We start from the raw sequence: 19488 nt of genomic DNA, 5'->3' as shown, positions 1-19488 counted from the left end.
TGACGATCAGAGAACCGACTGGCCGGTCTTGGCCCAATCCGCGAGGAAGGCGGCAAGGCCCTTATCGGTCAGCGGGTGGTTGAACATCTGCTTCAGCACCGCCGGCGGCAGGGTCGCCACATCGGCGCCCATCTTCGCGGCGGCAACCACGTGAATCGGGTGGCGCACGGAAGCGACCAGCACCTCGGTCTTCAGCGCCGGATAGGCGGAATAGATCTGGATGATGTCGGCAATGAGTTCCATGCCGTCCTGGCCGATATCGTCAAGGCGACCGACGAAGGGCGAGATGAAGGTGGCGCCGGCCTTGGCGGCCAGCAGCGCCTGTGCCGCCGAGAAGCAAAGCGTCACATTGACCTGGATGCCTTCCGAGGACAGGACCTTGCAGGTCTTCAGTCCGTCCATGGTGAGCGGCACCTTCACGCAGACATTCTTGGCAAGGCCGGCAAGCTTATGGCCTTCGAGCAGCATGGTCTTGTGATCGGTCGCCGTCACCTCGGCGCTGACCGGGCCGTCGACGATGCCGCAGATTTCCTTGATGACTTCCAGGAACGGGCGCCCGGATTTGGCGACCAGGGACGGGTTCGTTGTTACACCATCAAGCAAGCCCGTGGCGGCAAGCTCCTGGATTTCCTTGACGTCTGCGGTGTCGACAAAAAACTTCATGATGGTGTCCCTGGAATAATGGTGGCCTTTATCGGCGATGCGCCACGCACTAGGCTATGTAGATGGCAGATGCAAGTGCTACTCATCGCGCCTCAGCGACGAATCAACCACGCCCCCGAATCTCATTCTTCGAGTCTAGCCCCCGAGCCCCGCAATGCCAACCGAAACCGATAGCCTCTGGGGCGATGAAAGCGACGGTGCTGTGACGTCCGCGCCACAGGCAATCGGCGTATTGCTGCCGCTCGCCCTGTTTCAGCCCTATGACTATCTGGTGCCGGCGGGCTTGTCGCTGGCGCGCGGCGATTTCGTGACGGTGCCGCTCGGCCGGCGCAGCGTTACCGGCGTGGTCTGGGGCGCCGCCATGGGCGATGTCGAGCCCGGGAAGTTGAAACAGGTCGTCCAGCGCCTCCCGGTGCCGCCCTTGCCGGCAATGAGCTGCGACTTCGTCGATTGGGTGGCGCAGTACACGATGGCGCCGCTGGGTGCCGTCTTGCGCATGGCGATGAGCGTCCCCGATGCGCTGGAAGCGGAACGGACGTTGAAAGCCTGGACGCTGGGCAACATCGCCGGCGCCAAGCTCACACCCACCCGGCAGCGCGTGGTCGACGTACTCGGTGCGTCGCCACCCTTGCCGCCGGTCGAACTGGCGCGCCTCGCCGGCGTCAGCGCCGGCGTCGTCACCGATATGGGCAAGGCGGGCTTGTTGAAATCCGTGCCGCTGCCTCTGAAGCGGCCGTTCGGCGACCCGGATGCCGATGCGTCAGGTCCCAAACTGTCCGACGCCCAAGCGCGGGCGGCCGCGAGCTTGAGCACGCTGCAACCCGGCGTCACCTTGATCGACGGCGTCACCGGCTCCGGCAAGACCGAGGTCTATTTCGAAGCGGTGGCGGCGGCACTTCGCGCCGGCAAGCAGGCGCTGGTGATGGTGCCGGAGATAGCCCTCACGCCGCAATGGCTGAAGCGGTTCGAAGCGCGCTTCGGCACGCTGCCGGCGCAATGGCATTCGGAACTGACGGGCTTGGAACGGCGGCTCACCTGGCGTGCGGTGCTCGATGGTTCGGCCAAGGTTGTCGTGGGCGCGCGCTCCGGTCTCTTTCTGCCCTATCGCGATCTTGGCCTCATCATCGTCGACGAGGAGCATGAAAGCGGCTTCAAGCAGGAAGAGGGCGTCATCTATCAGGCGCGCGACATGGCGGTGGTGCGCGGGCACCTTGCCAAGATCCCCGTCGTGCTCGCCTCGGCGACGCCGTCGCTGGAAACCATGGTCAATGTCGAGACCGGCCGCTACCGCGCGGCGCATCTTCCCAACCGTCATGGCGGTGCCACACTCCCAAGCATCCACACCATCGATCTGCGGCTCGACAAGCCCGCGCGCAATTCCTGGATCGCACCCAGCCTGAAGACCGAGATCGAACGCACGCTGGAAGCCGGCGAACAGGCGCTTCTGTTCCTCAATCGCCGCGGCTATGCACCACTTACCTTGTGCCGCACCTGCGGGCATCGGCTGCAATGTCCGCGCTGCACGGCCTGGCTGGTCGAGCATCGCTTCCATCAGAAGCTGATGTGCCATCATTGCGGCTTCGAATCGCCCATGCCGCCATCCTGTCCCGCCTGCCAATCGGAAGGATCGTTTGCCGCCTGCGGTCCCGGCGTCGAGCGGTTGGCCGAGGAAGCGGCAGCACTCTTTCCCGATGCGCGGCGCCTGGTGCTGACCAGCGACACGGTGACGGGACCGGCCAAGGCGGAATCCCTCATGCGCATGGTGGCCGAGCGCGAGGTCGATCTTGTCATCGGCACGCAGATCATTGCCAAGGGTCACAACTTCCCGCACCTCACGCTGGTCGGCGTGGTCGATGCCGATCTCGGCCTTCATGGCGGCGATCTCAGGGCGGCCGAGCGCACCTATCAGCTGATGAGCCAGGTGGCGGGCCGCGCCGGTCGGGCCGAGAAGCCGGGCCGCGTCTATTTGCAGACCTACGATCCCGATCGTGCCGTGATGCAGGCGCTGAAATCCGGCGACCGCGATTCCTTCATGGCGGCCGAGGCCGACGACCGGCGCCAGGCCGGCATGCCGCCTTTCGGCAGGCTGGCGGCCCTCATTCTCTCCAGCCGCGACCAGGGCGCCATCACGGCCAAGGCGCAGGAACTGGCGCGAAGTGCCCCGCACGGCGAAGGCGTCCATGTGTTGGGCCCGGCGCCGGCACCGCTGGCGCTGCTCCGCGGCCGGCACCGCATCCGCTTCCTCCTCAAGACAAGGCGCGACATCGCTCCGCAAGGGGTGCTGAAAACCTGGCTGCGCGGCCACAAGTTCCCGGGCGATCTCAGGCTGCAGATCGACATCGACCCTTATAGCTTCATGTGACCCGGTGATTTCGCAGCCGGTGATTCCGCAGCGGGGCGGAACTTCGCCGTCACGGCCTTGTTACGTGCCGGGGTATTCGGCGCGCGATCATGTTTGTGCTAGAATAATAAAACAATTCGTCTCGGGGAGCCTGCATCATGCAATGGCGCGGTGGGCGGCGCAGTTCCAATGTTTCTGACCAGCGCGGCAGCGGCGGTTTCGGTCGTGGCGGTTTTGGCGGTGGCCTGGGTGGCGGGCTGGGTGGCGGCCTGGGTGGTGGTGGCTTCGGCCGCGGCCCGCGCGTCGGCGGCCTGGGGTTGGTCGGCATCATTGCCTTCTTCATCATCGCCAGCCTGATGGGCTTCGACCCGATGGCCATTCTCTCCGGTAGCTCCTCGACCGGTTCGGGGAATGCCGAGGTCGGCGATATCCTCTCCGGTCAGTCGCGCTATGAACAACCGGCGGCGACAGGCACCACCACAGGCACCGGCGATGCCGCAACCGAGGCCGAGCTCAAGGATTTCGTCTCGGTGATCCTCGCCAGCACCGAGGATGTCTGGGGCAAGGTCTTCAGCCAGGGCGGCGGCGATTACCGCCAACCCGTGCTGGTGCTCTTCTCCGGCGCCACGCAATCGGCCTGCGGCTATGCCGATGCGGCGATGGGTCCGTTCTATTGCCCGCCCGACGAGAAGGTCTATATCGACCTCGATTTCTACCGCGACCTCCGCAGCCGGTTTGAAGCGCCGGGCGATTTCGCCCAGGCCTATGTCATCGCCCACGAGGTCGGCCATCATGTGCAGAACCTGCTCGGCATCGACAAGAAAGTGCGCGCCGCCACCGCACATATGAACAAGGCGGATGCCAACGCGCTCTCGGTCCGCGTCGAATTGCAGGCCGATTGCTTCGCCGGCATCTGGGCGCATCAGATCGAGGCGGATGACGCGAATCTGCGGCTCGAACCCGGCGACATCGAAGAAGGCTTGAATGCCGCCAGTGCCATCGGCGACGACCGCCTGCAGAAAGAATCCACCGGCCGCATCGTCCCCGACAGCTTCACCCATGGCAGCTCCGCCCAGCGCGTCCGCTGGTTCCAGCGCGGCCTCGACACCGGCGACATGGAAGCCTGCGACACCTTCAACGCGGATCAGCTCTAGAAAACCCATCGACACGCCAAATCAGGACGCAATTCCGCCCAATTTATGCGATAGAAAATCAATCCATCGCATCGGGTCGGGATACATAAAATGCGTGCTGTTTTTGGCCTCGTCGTGCTCGTCGCAAGTCTTGCATCGCAATCCGCCTTGGCCGACCCAATAGAACCGGCGGCTTACCCTTTCCTGCCGCAGCTCACCATCAACAATGAGCGCACGGTCTGCGGTTCATTTGAATCCGTGGTGATCGAGGCGTTCAAGGGGCCCGACTTCCAGATCTCGATCGATGGCTTGGAATGGCCCGAGGTGAAGGTGGAAAGGCTTCAGTTCACAGACCTTGGCGTTCATACATCGCAAGCATACGCCTATCCGGCTCAGGAGTTTTTGGGCGCGCGAATTGACCGGAATGGTGACGGCCGTGAAGAGTTTCTGGTCCAAGCCGCCTGGGAGCATAGTTGGCGCGGGAACATGAATTTCCTGGCACTTTACCCGGACTTTTCCAGCTTCCGGCAGGCAAAACTGCTTGCCGAACCCGAGACAGCGCCGCCGGTGGGTGAGAGGGCCACGATTCCAACCATACTTGCCCCATCGCAGGACATGACCCCGGGCGCGTCCTCAGGGACAGAAAGCACGGCGGATGCGCAGAGCGATGACGATGTGTCTTCATGGAAATGGACTTGGACTAAGCGCGACGTCTTGAAGATCAATGGCTCGGTCTACGTCTTGGACCAAGGCGAAGTATATGACGACGATATCGCCATGACATTGTGGAAGATCCCGCCGAAAGGGTCGGTCTCAGTTTCATGCAAGGTCGCGACTTTCTCGGATGACAGAGGTTTCACTGCCAGCTCGCTGGCACCAGGAAGCTTGGGGAAATTGCAAAGCGTCCTTGGTGCAATTTCGGGCCAGGAGTTCGCAGGTGGCACACTCCATGCTCACGAGCGCATCCTTATGGGAGCTGGTCGGACCGCTGCGCGCATTTCTCTGCGGCCCTGGGTCGTCGCAGCCACTACCGAGGAGACGCGACAGCCACGCGATTTGGCGCTTTGGATCTGGAGCCATGCTTCGATCTGGAACTATCGGCAATATCAGAGATTGTTGAAAGTCGCCGGCGCCACGAAGAAGAATCTCGCGAAATACTATCGTGATGATTTTGACTTATCGCAAAGCACTGCGGATGGTCTGGCTGAGGCCGCGACAGAATCGCTCATCAGCAGCTTCTTCATTTTTCGTGGCGAATGGGGAGAACGGATTGTTGCCGATCCGGCGCTCACCGAAAAGCTTCGATCGATTATCCTTCAGAATCCCAGGGCCTCGCTGCTTGAGGGCCGAGTGCCGGCAGCGGCCACGAGCGGGTCAGAAGAGTACGATTGGCATGATTGGCCAGGCATTGATCCCAGTTGCTTCGAGGAACCGCGCTTATTCTATGCGCTAGATCATGCGCAAAGCCTCGCCCTGCTAATAAAGCAAGGCGCCGATGTGAACGAGCCGAATGGTTTCGGCAAGACGGCGCTGATGTACGCAGCTCATTTGAACCAGTTGGAGAGCGCCAAAGCTCTTATTGCAGCGGGGGCAGATGCGAACAGGGAAACGTCCAACCAAGACGCGGACGGTGAGATCACCTGGAATTGCTATAGCGCCTTTCGCAGCATTGGCATCACGCGCCGGACGGCACTCATGTACGCATTGGAAAATGCCGACCCACAGATGGTCGGCTTGCTTCTAGATGCCGGCGCAAATCCTAACGCCCGGGACTCCGAGGGGCGGGGTGCGCTGGGATATCTTGCGCGCAACACGGCATTGCCGGATCGGGAGCGGCGGAAATCCGAGCGGTTAGTGCGTGACGCCGGCTATGCTGATGCCGCGAGCCAACCTTGACGTCTCTCCGGGTGCAGAAAGGCTCTGATAAGCGATACTGGCCGGCACTTTATCGTGAACCGTTTGTCTCGTCGCGGCCCTTCCATTAAATTGCGGTCGCATGAGCGAGCCAACCATTTCCATCCTCATCGCTGCCTACAAGGCGCAGGATTTCATCGCTGAGGCGGTGGCATCCGCTTGCGCGCAGGATATGCGTGAGATCGAGATCATCGTCGCGCCCGACGAGCAGGCGGATTACGGCTTTCTCGGAAGCCTCGATCCACGGGTGCGCGTGCTGCAGGGTGTGCCGCGTCCAACCGGCCCGGGTTCCGCGCGGAACAGGGCGCTTGATGTGGCGCACGGGGGCTTCATCGCGCTGCTTGATGCCGATGACCTTATCTCACCCAACTATCTTTCGTCGCTGCTGCCGCTCGCCCAAGGGCAGGGTGCCGCTTTCGGGCGGACCCGCCTCACCGATTGGGAAGGCAACATGCTGCGCGAGGTGCGGGGGAAAAACGGGGCGGTTGGTCTTCCCGATTTCGCGACGGCCTTTGCCTCGCTCCACGGCCTCACGCGCAATGTGCCGGAACGGCGCTGGCGGGATGAGCTTGCGGAAGACGTGCTGTTCGACATGGAGACGCTGGCGCTTGCCGGCGGCACCGCGCCTTTCGCGGAGGACGCCGTCTATCAATTGCGCTTGCGGCCGCAATCGATGACGCGCGGGCATGCCTTCGTGAATGAGATCGGCGCGGGCTATGACCGCCTGCAGAAGATGATCCGCGATGGGCAAACACTCATCCCTGCGGCGCAGCGCGATGCGGCCATCGCCGTCTTCGATCGCTGGCAGCAGATGAACGCGGCTTTTGCCGCGGCGAGCCAGTTGAATCCCGGCCTGGACTATCAGACCTTCGCCGCCACTCAGATCGGCGCCGCCCCCAACTTCTCGCACCAATAGGCCAGCCGCTCCTTCAGCACACGTTCATGGGCGATGGCGGGCACATCGTCCGCCAGCTGTTCCAGCGGCTCGAAGGTGAAGGCATCGGCGCCCGCCGTCGCCCAAGCCGCCTGCAGGTCGCGATGCGGATTGGTGCCCAGGCGGAGCGAGAACCAGAGACGGTTCCGGATGGTGCCGAGGTCGGGTGCGCGGCCGGCCCAGCACTGGCCGGTGGGGGTGCAGCGCAGAACGTAAATGCCGGGGGCAGATTTCCGCTCCTTATAGGCTGCAATGGCTGCTTTTTTGTCCGGCATGGGTCGCTCCCTTTTCCTGTGCGGGGCGTATTATCACCCGGGTAATATTGACGCAAGAGTTTTACCCGGGTAAATAATTCGCCGATGCAGAATGAGCAGAGTGACGGGTGCCTTGAACATGATCATATGTTCCTATATTGTTCCAACTCAATGTCAATCGAGGCCGCCGATGCTGAAGCTCTATTCCGGGCCGCTGAGCCTGTTCTCGCGCAAGGTTGAGATCGCCTTGGGCGAAAAGGGCATCCCCTATGAGCGGGAATTCGTGGCCTTCACCCAGGAGCGCGGCTATCAGCCGCGGCACCCGGCCGTCCTCGCTGCCAATCCGAAGCGCCAGGTGCCGGTGCTGGTCGATGGCGACCTCAGCCTCTTCGATTCGACCGTCATTCTCGAATATCTCGACGAACTTTACCCCGATCCGCCGCTTTATCCGGCGACACCGCAGGAGCGGGCGCGCTGCCGCTTGGCGGAGCTCGACGCCGACGAGATCCTGTTTGCGCCCGTGCGCCAGCTCCTTTTCCGCACCGAACCGCCGCATGCGGACCCGGTCCGGCACGCGGCGAATGTGGCCGCCGGGAAAGAGGCGGAAAAGCTCATAGAAGCGCGCTTCAATGAGCTCGACTTGCGTTTGGCCGGGCGCGATTTCTTCTGCGGCAGCCTCTCGGTCGCCGATATCGGCCTCTTCATGACGGTGCTGTTCACCCAGCGCCTCAGCGGGCCGCAGCTCAGCCCCTACCCGGCGCTGGAGGGCTGGTATCGCCGTTTACTGGCGCGTCCCGCCTTCGCCAAGGCCGCCGCTGAAATCGCCGCGGCGGACAGGGAATTGTCGCCGGCCCTCGCGGCTCGCTGACGCGACCTTTATCAGCGCGGATTTATAAAGCGATTTCAGCCGGTTGATGAATCGGCTGCGCACTGGGTTGGGGCCTGTTGATTAGCCTGAAACCATATGTTACTAACCCGCCGCCTGTCGCAGCGCGGAAATCTGCTGAGACGGGCCGGTTGAGTTTGTGCCGGCACCCGTGCCGCTGAAAATTTCTCCGCAAAATCAACTCTTTAAGACCAGGGATGGGGGCGAGATCGTGGCAGCCCAAGCTAGCGACAAGGGAAGCACCGCGAATGGCGGTCTGGCGCAGCGTTATGCAGCAGCCCTCTTCGAGCTGGCCGATTCCAAGCATCAGCTGGACGCCGTCGTCGGCGATCTGGGTGCCATCGACAAGATGATCGATGAATCGGCCGACTTCCGTCGACTGATCAATTCCCCCGTCATTTCGCGCGCCGACCAAGGCAAGGCCATCACCGGCATCGTCCAGGCAGCCCAGTTCGGCCCGCTCACCGCAAAATTCCTTGGCCTCCTCGCTCAGAACCGGCGCCTCTTTGCGCTGCCGGCGATGATCCAGGCCTTCAAGAAGATGCTGGCCGACCGCCGCGGTGAAATGACCGCGCAGGTCTGGTCGGCCCGTGCGCTTTCTGCTGAACAGCAGAGCGCCCTCGCTGAAACCATCAAGCGTGCCCACGGCGCCAAGGTCACGATGGAGGTCAAGGTCGATCCTGATCTCATCGGCGGTCTCGTCGTTAAAGTGGGCAGCCGCATGATCGATTCGTCTATTCGAACCAAGCTGCAAAAACTGCAGCTCGCCATGAAAGGGGTTGGATAATGGAAATCCGTGCCGCCGAAATCTCTGCGATCCTCAAGCAGCAGATTGAAAATTTCGGCAACGAGGCCGATGTCACCGAAGTGGGGCAGGTCCTCAGCGTGGGCGACGGTGTTGCCCGCGTGCATGGGTTGGACAATGTCCAGGCCGGCGAAATGGTTGAGTTTCCGGGCGGTGTCCGCGGGATGGCCCTGAACCTCGAAACCGACAATGTCGGCATCGTCATTTTCGGCGACGACCGCGACATTAAGGAAGGCGACACCGTCAAGCGGACCGGCGCCATCGTCGACGTGCCGGTCGGCCGTGGCCTGCTCGGCCGCGTGGTCGACGGTCTCGGCAACCCGATCGACGGCAAGGGTCCCTTGACCGACGTCAAGCGCACCCGCGTCGAAGTGAAGGCGCCCGGCATCATCCCGCGTAAGTCGGTGCATGAGCCGATGCAGACGGGCTTGAAGGCCATCGACAGCCTGGTGCCGATCGGACGCGGCCAGCGCGAACTCATCATCGGTGACCGTCAGACCGGCAAGACCGCCGTCATCGTCGACACCATCCTCAATCAGAAGGCGATCAACGCCGGCACCGACGAATCGAAGAAGCTTTATTGCGTTTACGTCGCCATCGGCCAGAAGCGTTCGACCGTCGCCCAGATCGTGAAGACGCTCGAGGACAATGGCGCGATGGAATATTCCATCGTCGTCGCCGCGACCGCGTCGGAACCGGCCCCGCTGCAGTTCCTGGCGCCCTATACCGGCTGCGCCATGGGCGAGTTCTTCCGCGATAACGGCATGCATGCCGTTATCTTCTACGACGATCTCTCGAAGCAGGCCGTCGCCTATCGCCAGATGTCGCTGCTGCTGCGCCGTCCGCCGGGACGCGAAGCCTATCCGGGCGACGTCTTCTACCTGCACAGCCGTCTGCTGGAACGCGCGGCGAAGCTCGGCGACAAGTTCGGCGCCGGTTCGCTCACCGCTCTGCCGGTCATCGAAACGCAGGCCGGCGACGTCTCGGCCTACATTCCGACCAACGTGATTTCGATCACCGACGGCCAGATCTTCCTGGAAACGGCGCTGTTCTATAAGGGCATCCGCCCCGCCATCAACGTCGGTCTGTCGGTGAGCCGCGTCGGCTCCGCCGCGCAGATCAAGGCGATGAAGCAGGTTGCGGGCTCCATTAAGCTGGAACTGGCGCAGTACCGCGAAATGGCGGCCTTCGCTCAGTTCGCTTCCGACCTCGACGCGTCGACCCAGAAGCTCCTGGCGCGCGGCGCGCGTCTCACGGAACTCCTGAAGCAGGGCCAGTTCAAGCCGATGCCGGTCGAAGAGCAGGTCGTCTCGATCTTCTCCGGTGTGCGTGGCTATCTTGACGGTATCCATGTCAACCAGATCGGTCGTTTCGAGGCTGGCCTGCTCAGCGAGATCAAGGCGAAGCATGGCGACGTCCTCAACGCGATCCGCACCGAGCGCGAGATCTCCAAGGCGACGGAAGCCAAGCTGCACGAAGTGATGGCGGCCTATTCCAAGTCCTTCGCGTAATCTGTTCGTTGAGAAGGGGCAGCAATGCCGAGCCTTAAGGACCTGAAGGTCCGCATCAACAGCACCAAGAACACGCAGAAGATCACTTCTGCGATGAAGATGGTGTCCGCAGCGAAGCTGCGCCGCGCGCAGGAACAGGCCATTGCGGCCCGTCCCTATGCCGAGCGCATGGAGCGCGTGCTGGGGTCGCTGGCCGCCAGCATGGCGGGCAAGGACAACGCCCCGGCATTGCTGGCCGGGACCGGTTCCGACCAGGTTCATCTGCTGGTCGTCATGACCTCGGACCGGGGCCTGTGCGGTGCCTTCAACTCGTCGATCGTGCGCCAGGCGCGCAAGATGGCGCGTGATCTGAAGAGCAACGGCAAGACGGTGAAGATCTTCACCATCGGCCGCAAGGCGAAGGACCAGCTGAAGCGCGAATTCGCGCAGCAGATCGTCGGTGGAATCGAGGATGTGGGCAAGCCGCGCCTGACCTTCGACGCCGCCGCCAAGATTGCCGTGCAGATTCGCCAGATGTTCGAAGCGGGCGAGTTCGACGTCTGCACCATCGTCTACAACAAGTTCAAATCGGCGATCGCGCAGATCGTGACGCCGCAGCAGCTCATCCCGTTCGCCCTGGCCTCGGCCAACGAGAACAATGCGGCGGCTTCGGCGCTCTATGAATACGAGCCGGACGAGGAATCGATCCTCGCCGACCTGCTGCCGCGCAACATGAGCATGCAGATCTATCGCGCGCTCCTGGAAAATGCCGCGTCCGAGCATGGCGCGCGCATGACCGCCATGGACAACGCGACCCGCAACGCGGGCGAAATGATCAACAAGCTGACCATCAATTACAACCGGACCCGCCAGGCCAACATCACCAAGGAGCTGATCGAGATCATCTCCGGTGCCGAAGCCGTCTGATCCGGAACACGAGATCGTTTTAAGGAGCAACCATTATGTCGAAGAACATCGTCGGCAAGATCACGCAGGTCACGGGCGCCGTCGTTGACGTGCAGTTCGGCGAAGCCCTGCCCGCGATCTTGAACGCGCTGCATGTGCAGAACCAGGGCAAGCTGCTGGTCTTGGAAGTGGCCCAGCACCTCGGTGAAAACACCGTGCGCGCCATCGCCATGGATTCGACCGACGGTCTGGTGCGCGGCGCCGAAGCCGTCGACACCGGCAGCCCGATCTCGATGCCGGTCGGTCCCGAGACGCTCGGCCGTATCATTAACGTCATCGGCGACCCGATCGACGAGCGCGGCCCGATCGGCCACAAGCACACCCTGCCGATCCATCGCGCTGCCCCGGAATTCTCGGAGCAGTCGACCGAGGCGCAGATCCTCATCACCGGCATCAAGGTCATCGATCTTCTGGCCCCCTACGCCAAGGGCGGCAAGATCGGCCTGTTCGGCGGTGCGGGCGTCGGCAAGACCGTCACCATCATGGAACTCATCAACAACGTCGCGAAGGCCCACGGCGGCTACTCCGTGTTCGCCGGCGTCGGCGAGCGTACCCGCGAAGGCAACGACCTCTATCACGAGATGATCGAATCGGGCGTCATCAAGCTCGACGGCCCGGGGTCGAAATGCGCCCTTGTCTACGGTCAGATGAACGAGCCCCCGGGAGCCCGTGCGCGCGTCGCCCTCTCCGGCTTGACCGTCGCCGAATACTTCCGCGATGCCGAAGGCCAGGACGTGCTGTTCTTCGTCGACAACATCTTCCGCTTCACCCAGGCGGGTTCGGAAGTGTCGGCGCTGCTCGGCCGCATTCCGTCGGCCGTCGGTTATCAGCCGACGCTTGCCACCGACATGGGTGCACTCCAGGAACGCATCACCTCGACCAAGAAGGGTTCGATCACCTCGGTGCAGGCCATTTACGTGCCCGCCGACGATTTGACCGATCCGGCACCGGCCACGTCCTTCGCCCATTTGGACGCGACCACCGTGCTCAGCCGTCAGATCGCCGAGCTCGGCATCTTCCCGGCGGTCGATCCCTTGGACTCGACCTCGCGCATGCTCGATCCGCGCGTCATCGGCGAAGAGCATTACAACACCGCGCGCCGCGTCCAGGAAGTGCTGCAGGGCTATAAGGCCCTCCAGGACATCATCGCCATTCTCGGCATGGACGAGCTGTCGGAAGAAGACAAGCTCACCGTCGCCCGCGCCCGCAAGATCCAGCGCTTCCTCTCGCAGCCCTTCCACGTCGCCGAAGTCTTCACCGGCACGCCGGGCGTGCTCGTGAAGCTCGAAGACACCATCAAGGGCTTCAAGGGCATCGTCGAAGGTCTCTATGACGATCTCCCCGAATCGGCCTTCTACATGGTCGGCACGATCGAGGAAGCGGTTGCCAAGGCCCGCAAGATGGCCGAAGCGGCGTAAGGAACAGGGAGGCGCCGGTGGGGGAACAACCGACCGGCGCTTCTGTTGAATATCCGAAACCGCCGGCCGGTTCGTCACCCGTCTGGCCGGTTTCGATCAAGGGGGTTCTCTTCGTCGAAGGCCAAGTCGTTCTCTTGAAGAACGAGCGCGATGAATGGGAGCTTCCGGGCGGCCGGCTCGAGGCCGGTGAGGAACCTGATCTCTGCCTCATCCGTGAAATCACGGAGGAGCTGGGGATCGCGGTGAGGGTTGCGGGCCTTCTCGATTGCTGGCGCTATCCGGTTCTGCCAGCGCGCGAGGTTCTGATCGTCACCTATGGGCTGCAACCGCTCGAACAGGCGGAATTGCAGCTCAGTCACGAACACAAGGCGCTGGGGCGTTTTTCGATCGACGAGATCGCGGCGCTGCGGATGCCGGAAGGCTATCGGCGCAGCATCCACGATTGGGCGGCGCAGCTGGGCTTCTGAATAGACAAAGAGAGAAGGTTGGGTCATGGCGGATCAGGTGCATTTCGAGCTCGTCTCGCCGGAACGGCTGCTGTTCTCGGCCAATGTCGGCGAAATCGTCATTCCCGGCACCGAGGGTGACTTTGCCGTCCTTCCCGGCCACAGCAACCTCATCTCGACCGTCCGTCCGGGCGTCATCCAGATTCTGGGCGACGGCAATGCGGTCAGCGAGCGCATCTTCGTCGAAGGCGGCTTTGCCGAGGTGAACGCCGCCGGCTGCACGGTCCTGGCCGAGCGCGCGCAGAATGTTGCCGACATCGATCGCCTCACCGCCGACCAGGCCCTCGCCGATGCGCGCGAAGATGTGGCGGATGCCAAGAACGACTCGGAACGTGCCGCCGCTGCCGCTGCCCTGGCCATCGCCGAGGCGCGCGTCCACGCGTTGGGTACCAGCATTTATTGATTGAGCGCTTCTTGATCGCCACTTGCCTGCCTGACTTCCGGCGGGCCTAGTTCGGGATACTGACTTAGCAGCGGGAGCAACGGCCAATCATGGCGCATTGGACCCTCGATCAGATTCCCTGGCACAACTTCCAGCCGGCCGCGATCGATCCCGACATCGTCAAGCTCGTCAAGGCGGCCGCCCTTGTCGAATATAACGGCGGCGACTACGCCACTTATCTCAGCAACGTGTTTCACGATGATGACGACTTCCAATCCGTCGCCAGGGATTGGGCGCTGGAGGAAGTGCAGCATGGGGCGGCGCTGGCTCACTGGGCCAGGCTCGCCGATCCCGATTTCGATTTCGACGCGTCCTTCAAGCGCTTCATCGACGGCTACAAGATCCCACTCGACGTCAACGCCTCCGTCCGCGGCAGCCGCTGCGGCGAGCTGGTGGCGCGCTGCATCGTCGAAACCGGGACCTCGTCCTATTATGCCGCCCTCGCCGAAGCCGCGCACGAGCCGGTTCTCAAGGCAATCTGCCGCAAGATCGCGGCCGATGAATTGCGGCACTACAAGCTCTTCTACACCCATCTCAACCGCTATCTGGCGCAGGAAGGATTGGGGGCCTGGGGTCGCTTTAAGGTGGCCCTCTCGCGTATCACCGAATCGGAAGATGACGAGCTGGCCTTCGCCTATTACGCCGCCAATCACGCCGGCGAGCCCTATGAACGCAAGCGCTTCTCCAGCGCCTATGCCAAGCGCGCTTACGCCTATTACCGGCCGACCCATATCCAGCGCGGCATCGCCATGGTGCTGAAGGCGGCGGGGCTCAACCCGCAAGGGCTGCTGCACAAGCCCCTCTCGCATTTCGCCATCTGGTTCATGCGACGCCGCGTGGCCAAGCTGTCGGCGGCGGGGGCCTGACGGGCCGCAGAGACTTTATCTCTCCCCTGCGAAGCGCGTTTCGGCAACGTTTCGGCGCGCTTTCATTCCATCCCACCAGTGCTGCAATTTCTTCTGCTCGCTCAGCAGCGCGCGGCCCTCATCGGTGCTGCAGCCATAGGCCAGCATCGGAACCAGATGCAGATCGGCAAGCGACAACGCGTCGCCCAACAGGAACGGCCCATCTGCGCAGAGATCGTCGAGAGCCGTCAGTGCCAGATGCGCCTTGGCCATGGCCACGGAAAGGGCACCGGCATCGGCGGGCTTGCCGGTCTTGGCCGCATCATCAAGTGCCACATAAAGTCCCCAGACCAGCGGCCGATAGAGATAGCTGTCCATGACCGAGATCATCTGCGCCATGCGTGCACGGGCACGAGGTTCGATGGGTTGCAGCGAGGGTCCGGGAAAGGCCTCGTCGACATAGCGCGTGATCGCCGCCGTCTCGTAGAGCGTGAATTCGCCATGGCGGAAAGCGGGGATGCGCGCGAAGGGATGGAGCTTGCGATAGGCGTCATTGCCGGCATCGGCGCCGAAGATGTCGATCTCAACCAGGTCATGATCGACGCCCTTTTCCGCCAGAGCGAGGCGCGCGATACGCACGTAGACGCTGTAGGGAGCGCCCAGCAGCTGCGGCCGTTCGGTCTTACGCGCGGTCATCGGGCTTCATTTCCTCCGGCGGATTGAGTTCGACGAAACGGCGGATGGCCACATGGCTGTGGCTGTAGACCTGCCGGCGCAGCAGCACGATGAGGATACCGAGGATGGCGGCGATGAAGGCCAGCGGGTCGACCAGCCAGGCGATCCAGGCGAGGCCGAAATAATAACAGCGAATGCCGCCACCGAACGCCGTCAGCGCGCTGGTATAGACGATGGCCATCTGGTCGGCGAGTTCAAGCCGGTGCGGATAATCGTTCTTGGCGAGCGGTGCCGCGCCGATGAGAGCGCAGCAGTAATTGTATTGCCGGAGGGCCCAGGTGAAGCGGAAGAAGCCATAGACGAAGATGGCGATGAGGCCGATGAGCTTCAGCTGGAAGATGGTGGCGGTGCTGTGGGTGACGAAAGTCCAGCCGGCGAGGACGGATTGCGCATCCGCGGCCTTGCCCAGCACGCCCAGCAGACCGGCCACGACCAGGATGGTGGCCGAGCTGAAGAAGGACATCGAATTGACCGTGTGGCCGGTCAGCGCCGCGTCGACGATGCGGTCCGGGCGTTCCATCAGGCGCTGCATCCAGACGCGGCGCGTCTGATGCATCAGCGCATTCACGTTCTTGCCGCGTCCCACAATCTGCGCGATGCGCTGATAGCCGAAGAAGACGATCAGGAAAAAGCCCAGGCCGATGAAATCGACGAGGTTCATCGTCCGGTCGCTTCGTAGAATTCGGCGACGCTGGATTGGCTGCGGCTCCTGACCTGGCGCTTCAGCAGGACCAGCACGACAGCGCTGGTGCCGGCGGCAAAGGCCAGCGGATGAATGAACCAGCCAAGCCACGCCATGGCGAAATAATATGAGCGAATGCCGCCGTTGAAGCTCACCACGGCCAGCGACATCACGCGGGCGGCATGATCGGCAAAGCGGTCGCGCGACGGACCCGTCACCGGCGGCAGGGGGGCGGCGCCGATCAGCGTGCAGGCAAAATTGAACTGCCTGAGCGCCCAGGTGAATTTATAGAAGCCCACCATGAAGAGCCCGATGAGGCCCAGCACCTTGAGCTCGAACAGAAGCTCCGAGGAGAGCACGGTGAAGCCGAAGGATTGCACCACCGCATGGGCGTCGGCGGCGCGGCCCAGCACGCCCAGCAGGCCGGCGATCACCAGCATCGAGGTCGAGGCGAAAAAGGTGGTCGCGGAGACGGAATGGCCGGTGAGCGAGGAATCGAGGATGCGCTCCGGCCGGTCGAGCATGCGCCGCATCCATTGCCGCCGCAGCTGGTGCATCATCTGGTTGAGATTGGCGGGCGCTACCTCGTCGCCCGGCAGCTTGTCGGCAAAGCGGCCATAGACGAACCACAGCACCAGCATCCAGCCGAATGCCAATACATCCATCATGCTGCCGTCGAGCCAGTTGCTGCTCATGCGGTGGCCGGGCTCAGGCCGGGCTGCGCTCGTGGCGGTGGAAGCGCTTGCTGAAGCCCCGCTCGAAGAAATCGTAAATGGCCGGGCTCAGCGATTCGAACTTCACCGCCAGGCGCCGGTTCTCGCGGTCGTTGCGCACCACCTTGGCGTCGATCTTCATGCTGAATTCGGCATGCTCGTCCTTGATCTTGATGTCGATATCGACCGGCATCTCGACCAGCAGATGGCCTTCGTAATTCTCGATGAGGAGCCCGCCCAGCGACCAGTTGAGCGTGTCGCAGACCTGCCCGCCGATGCGCACGGTGAAGATGGGCAGCGGCATGCGCTTGTCGCGCCGATGCTCCGCACCCCGTACCCTGGTGAATCCCATGGTAAAACTGGTCATCCGCACTCTCTTCCGCTCGGCCCGTTCCGGTTGGGCTGTCGGTTAAGTGTAACAGATGCAAAGATTCCCGCACCAGCGCCTTAGAACGGCCAGCGGTCGGTCAGCGGCGTCGGCCGTGAAAATTGTAGGCCCGTTCGAAGAAGTCCAGGACCGTCGGGGTGAGGCGGGCAAACTTCAGCGCCAGCTGGCGCTTCTCCAGATCATGGCGGATGACCAGGGCCTCGATGACCAACCCATCCTCGGCAGCCCAATCGGGCTGGCCTGGATCCTTGACGCGAATGCTGATCGGGATGGCCATCCCCTGGAACAAATACCCGTCATAATTGCCGAGCAGGATGCCGCCCAGAGACCAGTTCAGGCTGTCATAGCAACCACCGGCGATCTTCACGGTAAAGATCGGCAGGCGCAGGCGCTTGTCGCGCCGGTGCTCGGCATTGCCGACTTTCCTGAAGCCCATGGTGTAGCTGGACATTAAATAATCCGATTTGGGAATACATCCTGAGTGCAGTACTGACCTAAATCCTAGCGCTGGGTTTGGCAACAGCAAACTCCCGTTGCCGCCAAGATTTAATTGATAAAAATGCTCTAAAAGTTGTAAGGATTCCGGCGCCTGCTGGAACGCACGCCTAGAAGCTGCGGTCTAGGGTCTTGCCTTCCGTGGCGATGACGGCGCTGGTCGGCCAGATAGCGACCCAGCGATCGCGGGCGACACCGCGGTAATAGGGCAAAGCCGGCAGGCGCAAGGGCGAGCCGTCGAAATAACTGACGATGACGCCGGCTGGGTTGGCCTTGGCCCAGGCCAGGGCCGCGGCCCGGTCCGGCAGTGCTATGGGAGCCTTGGCAAGACGCCCATAGAAGTCGAATTCGCCACGATAGGGGCCATAGACAGCCAAAGGCTGGCCCGCACTCTCCAACTCGCGCAATCGCTGCGCCACCGGTTCCAGGTCGAAGAACTGTCGCAGGTTGAAGGGGAATTCGAGGTTGACGCAGGTCAGCAGCAGCACCGGCAGGGTCGCCACCTGGATGGTGCGCGACAGCAGATGCATCGGCGAGAGCTGCGCGATGCTGTAACCGGCCACCAGCAGCACCAGGCCCGACGTCATGCCGATGCCGCCGATCCAGATCGGCAGCGGTACGTCGAACAACTCGCGCCACAGGGCGTCGAGATGCGCCGTCGGCACGATGTTCATCAGGAAGAAGAAGAGACCCAGCAGCAAAGCCAGAAGCGAGGGCACGATGGCGTGAAAATCCTTCGCGCGGATCTCCTGCGTCGCCAGCAACCGCGCACCCAGCAGCGACAGGGGCAGGATGATGTAGATCATGCCCTGCATCTGCCAGCCGCTGGCAAAGCCGCCGATCACCGCGGCGCCGAGGAACGCCAGGCACAGGCGGAAGCTGCGTCCGACGCGGCCACGCAGCTGTTTTTCCAGCGCCCGCCACAACGTCTTCCAGCAGATCCATGGGTAAAGCAGGACGGGGACCAGCAGCAGCGACCACAGATCGCGCCTGCTGGCTTCGGTGGCCGGATGAAACCAGCCATTGCCGAAACTCAGGAATCCGGCGGCCATACCGTCCCGGCGCAGCCACATGATCCAGGCAACCCAGCAGATCACCGTCGGCGCCAGGCTGAGCAGCAACGGCAGATGCCAGGCCGGAGCGAAGCCCAGCATCAGGCGGGCCGAGCCGGCCACGCCTTCCGGCGGTCTTGGGCCATTATGCCTTGCGGGTGTTACGTTCTGGCGCGGCGCCAAGGCGGCGATGAGCGGCAACATCGCCCAGGCGGCATTGCCGATGGCAAAAAGGCTGAGCAGAACGGCGCCGCCGAAGACCACCCACCACAGCAACGCAGCACCACCACGCGTGCCGCTGTGCCACAGGCGCGTCAGGGCATGAAAACCGAGCGCCGTGAAGAGCAGGCCCAGGGGTTCGGCCTGCACCATGGTGACGATGAGGGCAAAGGCAATGACGCCGCCGAGCAGGATGCGCGCGTAAAGCTCAGTCATCTGCCGATGCGGCCACAGCGACAAGGCGCTGCGCCCGACCAGCCACAGAGTGCCGAGGCTCGACAACAGGCTGATGATGCGCGGCCATACATCGCCCACGCCGAAGAATTGCCAGCCCCACAGGATGACCCAGAGCGGCAAGGGCGGCTGATCGCCGCTGCCCGGCCCGCTCTGCAACGGGACCCAGCCATGGGCCTGCCAGATATGCCAGGCGGCAGCCAGGGTTTCGAGTTCGGCCGGCGCCGTCGGCGGCCGGCCGAGCAGCGCACCGATGCCGATGATCAGCCACAGCAGGAACGGCGCCACCAGGCCCCAGCGCAGGAAGATCGGCCCCGGCGGCGCGTGCTCGTCCGGCAGGCTCAGCGCATTGTCTGGGTCCTGCTGCGTCACC

At 63.0% G+C, this 19488-nt stretch carries 20 protein-coding genes; 12 read left to right on the top strand and 8 right to left on the bottom strand.

Annotation, left to right across the window (positions count from 1 at the left end; translation table 11 throughout):
• Positions 1 to 6 precede the first annotated feature (6 nt).
• Positions 7 to 663, bottom strand: a complete 657-nt coding sequence (gene fsa, locus ACE3OA_RS10410) for a fructose-6-phosphate aldolase (protein WP_374310686.1) — start codon at positions 661 to 663, stop codon at positions 7 to 9.
• Positions 664 to 817: 154 nt separating this feature from the next.
• Here fsa and ACE3OA_RS10405 point away from each other — a divergent pair, with 154 nt between their 5' ends.
• The 4 genes from ACE3OA_RS10405 (at position 818) to ACE3OA_RS10390 (ending at position 6967) form a co-directional block, all read left to right on the top strand.
• Complete coding sequence (locus ACE3OA_RS10405; protein ID WP_374310685.1) at positions 818 to 3025, top strand: primosomal protein N'; 2208 nt, start codon at positions 818 to 820, stop codon at positions 3023 to 3025.
• A gap of 137 nt (positions 3026 to 3162) precedes the next feature.
• Complete coding sequence (locus ACE3OA_RS10400; RefSeq protein ID WP_374310684.1) at positions 3163 to 4158, top strand: neutral zinc metallopeptidase; 996 nt, start codon at positions 3163 to 3165, stop codon at positions 4156 to 4158.
• Between the two features lie 90 nt (positions 4159 to 4248).
• Positions 4249 to 6033 carry an ankyrin repeat domain-containing protein gene (locus ACE3OA_RS10395; RefSeq protein ID WP_374310683.1) on the top strand — a complete coding sequence of 595 codons (1785 nt, stop codon included), beginning with the start codon at positions 4249 to 4251 and terminating at the stop codon, positions 6031 to 6033.
• Between the two features lie 100 nt (positions 6034 to 6133).
• Positions 6134 to 6967 carry a glycosyltransferase family 2 protein gene (locus tag ACE3OA_RS10390; protein WP_374310682.1) on the top strand — a complete coding sequence of 278 codons (834 nt, stop codon included), beginning with the start codon at positions 6134 to 6136 and terminating at the stop codon, positions 6965 to 6967.
• Here the strand turns inward: ACE3OA_RS10390 and ACE3OA_RS10385 are convergent.
• Positions 6931 to 7260 (bottom strand): GIY-YIG nuclease family protein, encoded by a 330-nt coding sequence (locus ACE3OA_RS10385; protein WP_374310680.1) that lies wholly within the window; start codon positions 7258 to 7260, stop codon positions 6931 to 6933. The genes ACE3OA_RS10390 and ACE3OA_RS10385 overlap by 37 nt on opposite strands.
• A 169-nt stretch (positions 7261 to 7429) precedes the next feature.
• Between ACE3OA_RS10385 and ACE3OA_RS10380 the strand changes: the two genes are divergently transcribed.
• From ACE3OA_RS10380 to ACE3OA_RS10345, 8 genes are all read left to right on the top strand, one after another.
• Positions 7430 to 8107 (top strand): glutathione S-transferase family protein, encoded by a 678-nt coding sequence (locus ACE3OA_RS10380; RefSeq protein WP_374310679.1) that lies wholly within the window; start codon positions 7430 to 7432, stop codon positions 8105 to 8107.
• Between the two features lie 229 nt (positions 8108 to 8336).
• Positions 8337 to 8912, top strand: coding sequence for a F0F1 ATP synthase subunit delta (locus ACE3OA_RS10375; RefSeq protein WP_374310677.1), 576 nt, complete (start codon positions 8337 to 8339; stop codon positions 8910 to 8912).
• Positions 8912 to 10441, top strand: a complete 1530-nt coding sequence (gene atpA, locus ACE3OA_RS10370; RefSeq protein WP_374310676.1) for a F0F1 ATP synthase subunit alpha — start codon at positions 8912 to 8914, stop codon at positions 10439 to 10441. Before ACE3OA_RS10375 ends, atpA begins: the two co-directional genes overlap by 1 nt.
• A gap of 24 nt (positions 10442 to 10465) precedes the next feature.
• Positions 10466 to 11347, top strand: a complete 882-nt coding sequence (locus ACE3OA_RS10365) for a F0F1 ATP synthase subunit gamma (RefSeq protein ID WP_374310675.1) — start codon at positions 10466 to 10468, stop codon at positions 11345 to 11347.
• 35 nt (positions 11348 to 11382) lie between these two features.
• Positions 11383 to 12804, top strand: a complete 1422-nt coding sequence (gene atpD / locus ACE3OA_RS10360) for a F0F1 ATP synthase subunit beta (protein WP_374310674.1) — start codon at positions 11383 to 11385, stop codon at positions 12802 to 12804.
• Positions 12805 to 12821: 17 nt separating this feature from the next.
• Complete coding sequence (locus ACE3OA_RS10355) at positions 12822 to 13271, top strand: NUDIX domain-containing protein (protein ID WP_374310672.1); 450 nt, start codon at positions 12822 to 12824, stop codon at positions 13269 to 13271.
• Between the two features lie 25 nt (positions 13272 to 13296).
• Positions 13297 to 13713, top strand: a complete 417-nt coding sequence (locus ACE3OA_RS10350; RefSeq protein WP_374310670.1) for a F0F1 ATP synthase subunit epsilon — start codon at positions 13297 to 13299, stop codon at positions 13711 to 13713.
• Positions 13714 to 13802: 89 nt separating this feature from the next.
• Positions 13803 to 14618 carry an acyl-ACP desaturase gene (locus ACE3OA_RS10345; protein WP_374310668.1) on the top strand — a complete coding sequence of 272 codons (816 nt, stop codon included), beginning with the start codon at positions 13803 to 13805 and terminating at the stop codon, positions 14616 to 14618.
• A gap of 15 nt (positions 14619 to 14633) precedes the next feature.
• Here the strand turns inward: ACE3OA_RS10345 and ACE3OA_RS10340 are convergent, their stop codons facing one another.
• The 6 genes from ACE3OA_RS10340 to ACE3OA_RS10315 form a co-directional block, all read right to left on the bottom strand.
• Complete coding sequence (locus ACE3OA_RS10340) at positions 14634 to 15293, bottom strand: glutathione S-transferase family protein (RefSeq protein WP_374310666.1); 660 nt, start codon at positions 15291 to 15293, stop codon at positions 14634 to 14636.
• Positions 15280 to 15993: a DUF599 domain-containing protein gene (locus ACE3OA_RS10335; protein ID WP_374310664.1), complete on the bottom strand. Its 714-nt coding sequence runs from the start codon at positions 15991 to 15993 to the stop codon at positions 15280 to 15282. Before ACE3OA_RS10335 ends, ACE3OA_RS10340 begins: the two co-directional genes overlap by 14 nt.
• Positions 15990 to 16709 (bottom strand): DUF599 domain-containing protein, encoded by a 720-nt coding sequence (locus ACE3OA_RS10330; protein ID WP_374310662.1) that lies wholly within the window; start codon positions 16707 to 16709, stop codon positions 15990 to 15992. Before ACE3OA_RS10330 ends, ACE3OA_RS10335 begins: the two co-directional genes overlap by 4 nt.
• A gap of 13 nt (positions 16710 to 16722) precedes the next feature.
• On the bottom strand, positions 16723 to 17094 hold the full coding sequence (locus tag ACE3OA_RS10325) for a PilZ domain-containing protein (protein ID WP_374310660.1): 372 nt from the start codon (positions 17092 to 17094) through the stop codon (positions 16723 to 16725).
• A 100-nt stretch (positions 17095 to 17194) separates the two neighbouring features.
• Positions 17195 to 17566 (bottom strand): hypothetical protein, encoded by a 372-nt coding sequence (locus tag ACE3OA_RS10320; RefSeq protein WP_374310658.1) that lies wholly within the window; start codon positions 17564 to 17566, stop codon positions 17195 to 17197.
• Positions 17567 to 17720: 154 nt separating this feature from the next.
• Entirely contained in the window at positions 17721 to 19487 is a 1767-nt protein-coding gene (locus ACE3OA_RS10315; protein ID WP_374310656.1) for an ArnT family glycosyltransferase, read from the bottom strand.
• Position 19488: the final 1 nt, after the last annotated feature.

The organism is Dongia sp. (assembly GCF_041906375.1).
In the GTDB taxonomy this organism is placed as follows: domain Bacteria; phylum Pseudomonadota; class Alphaproteobacteria; order Dongiales; family Dongiaceae; genus Dongia.
This window is presented reverse-complemented; position numbering and strand designations above follow the sequence as displayed.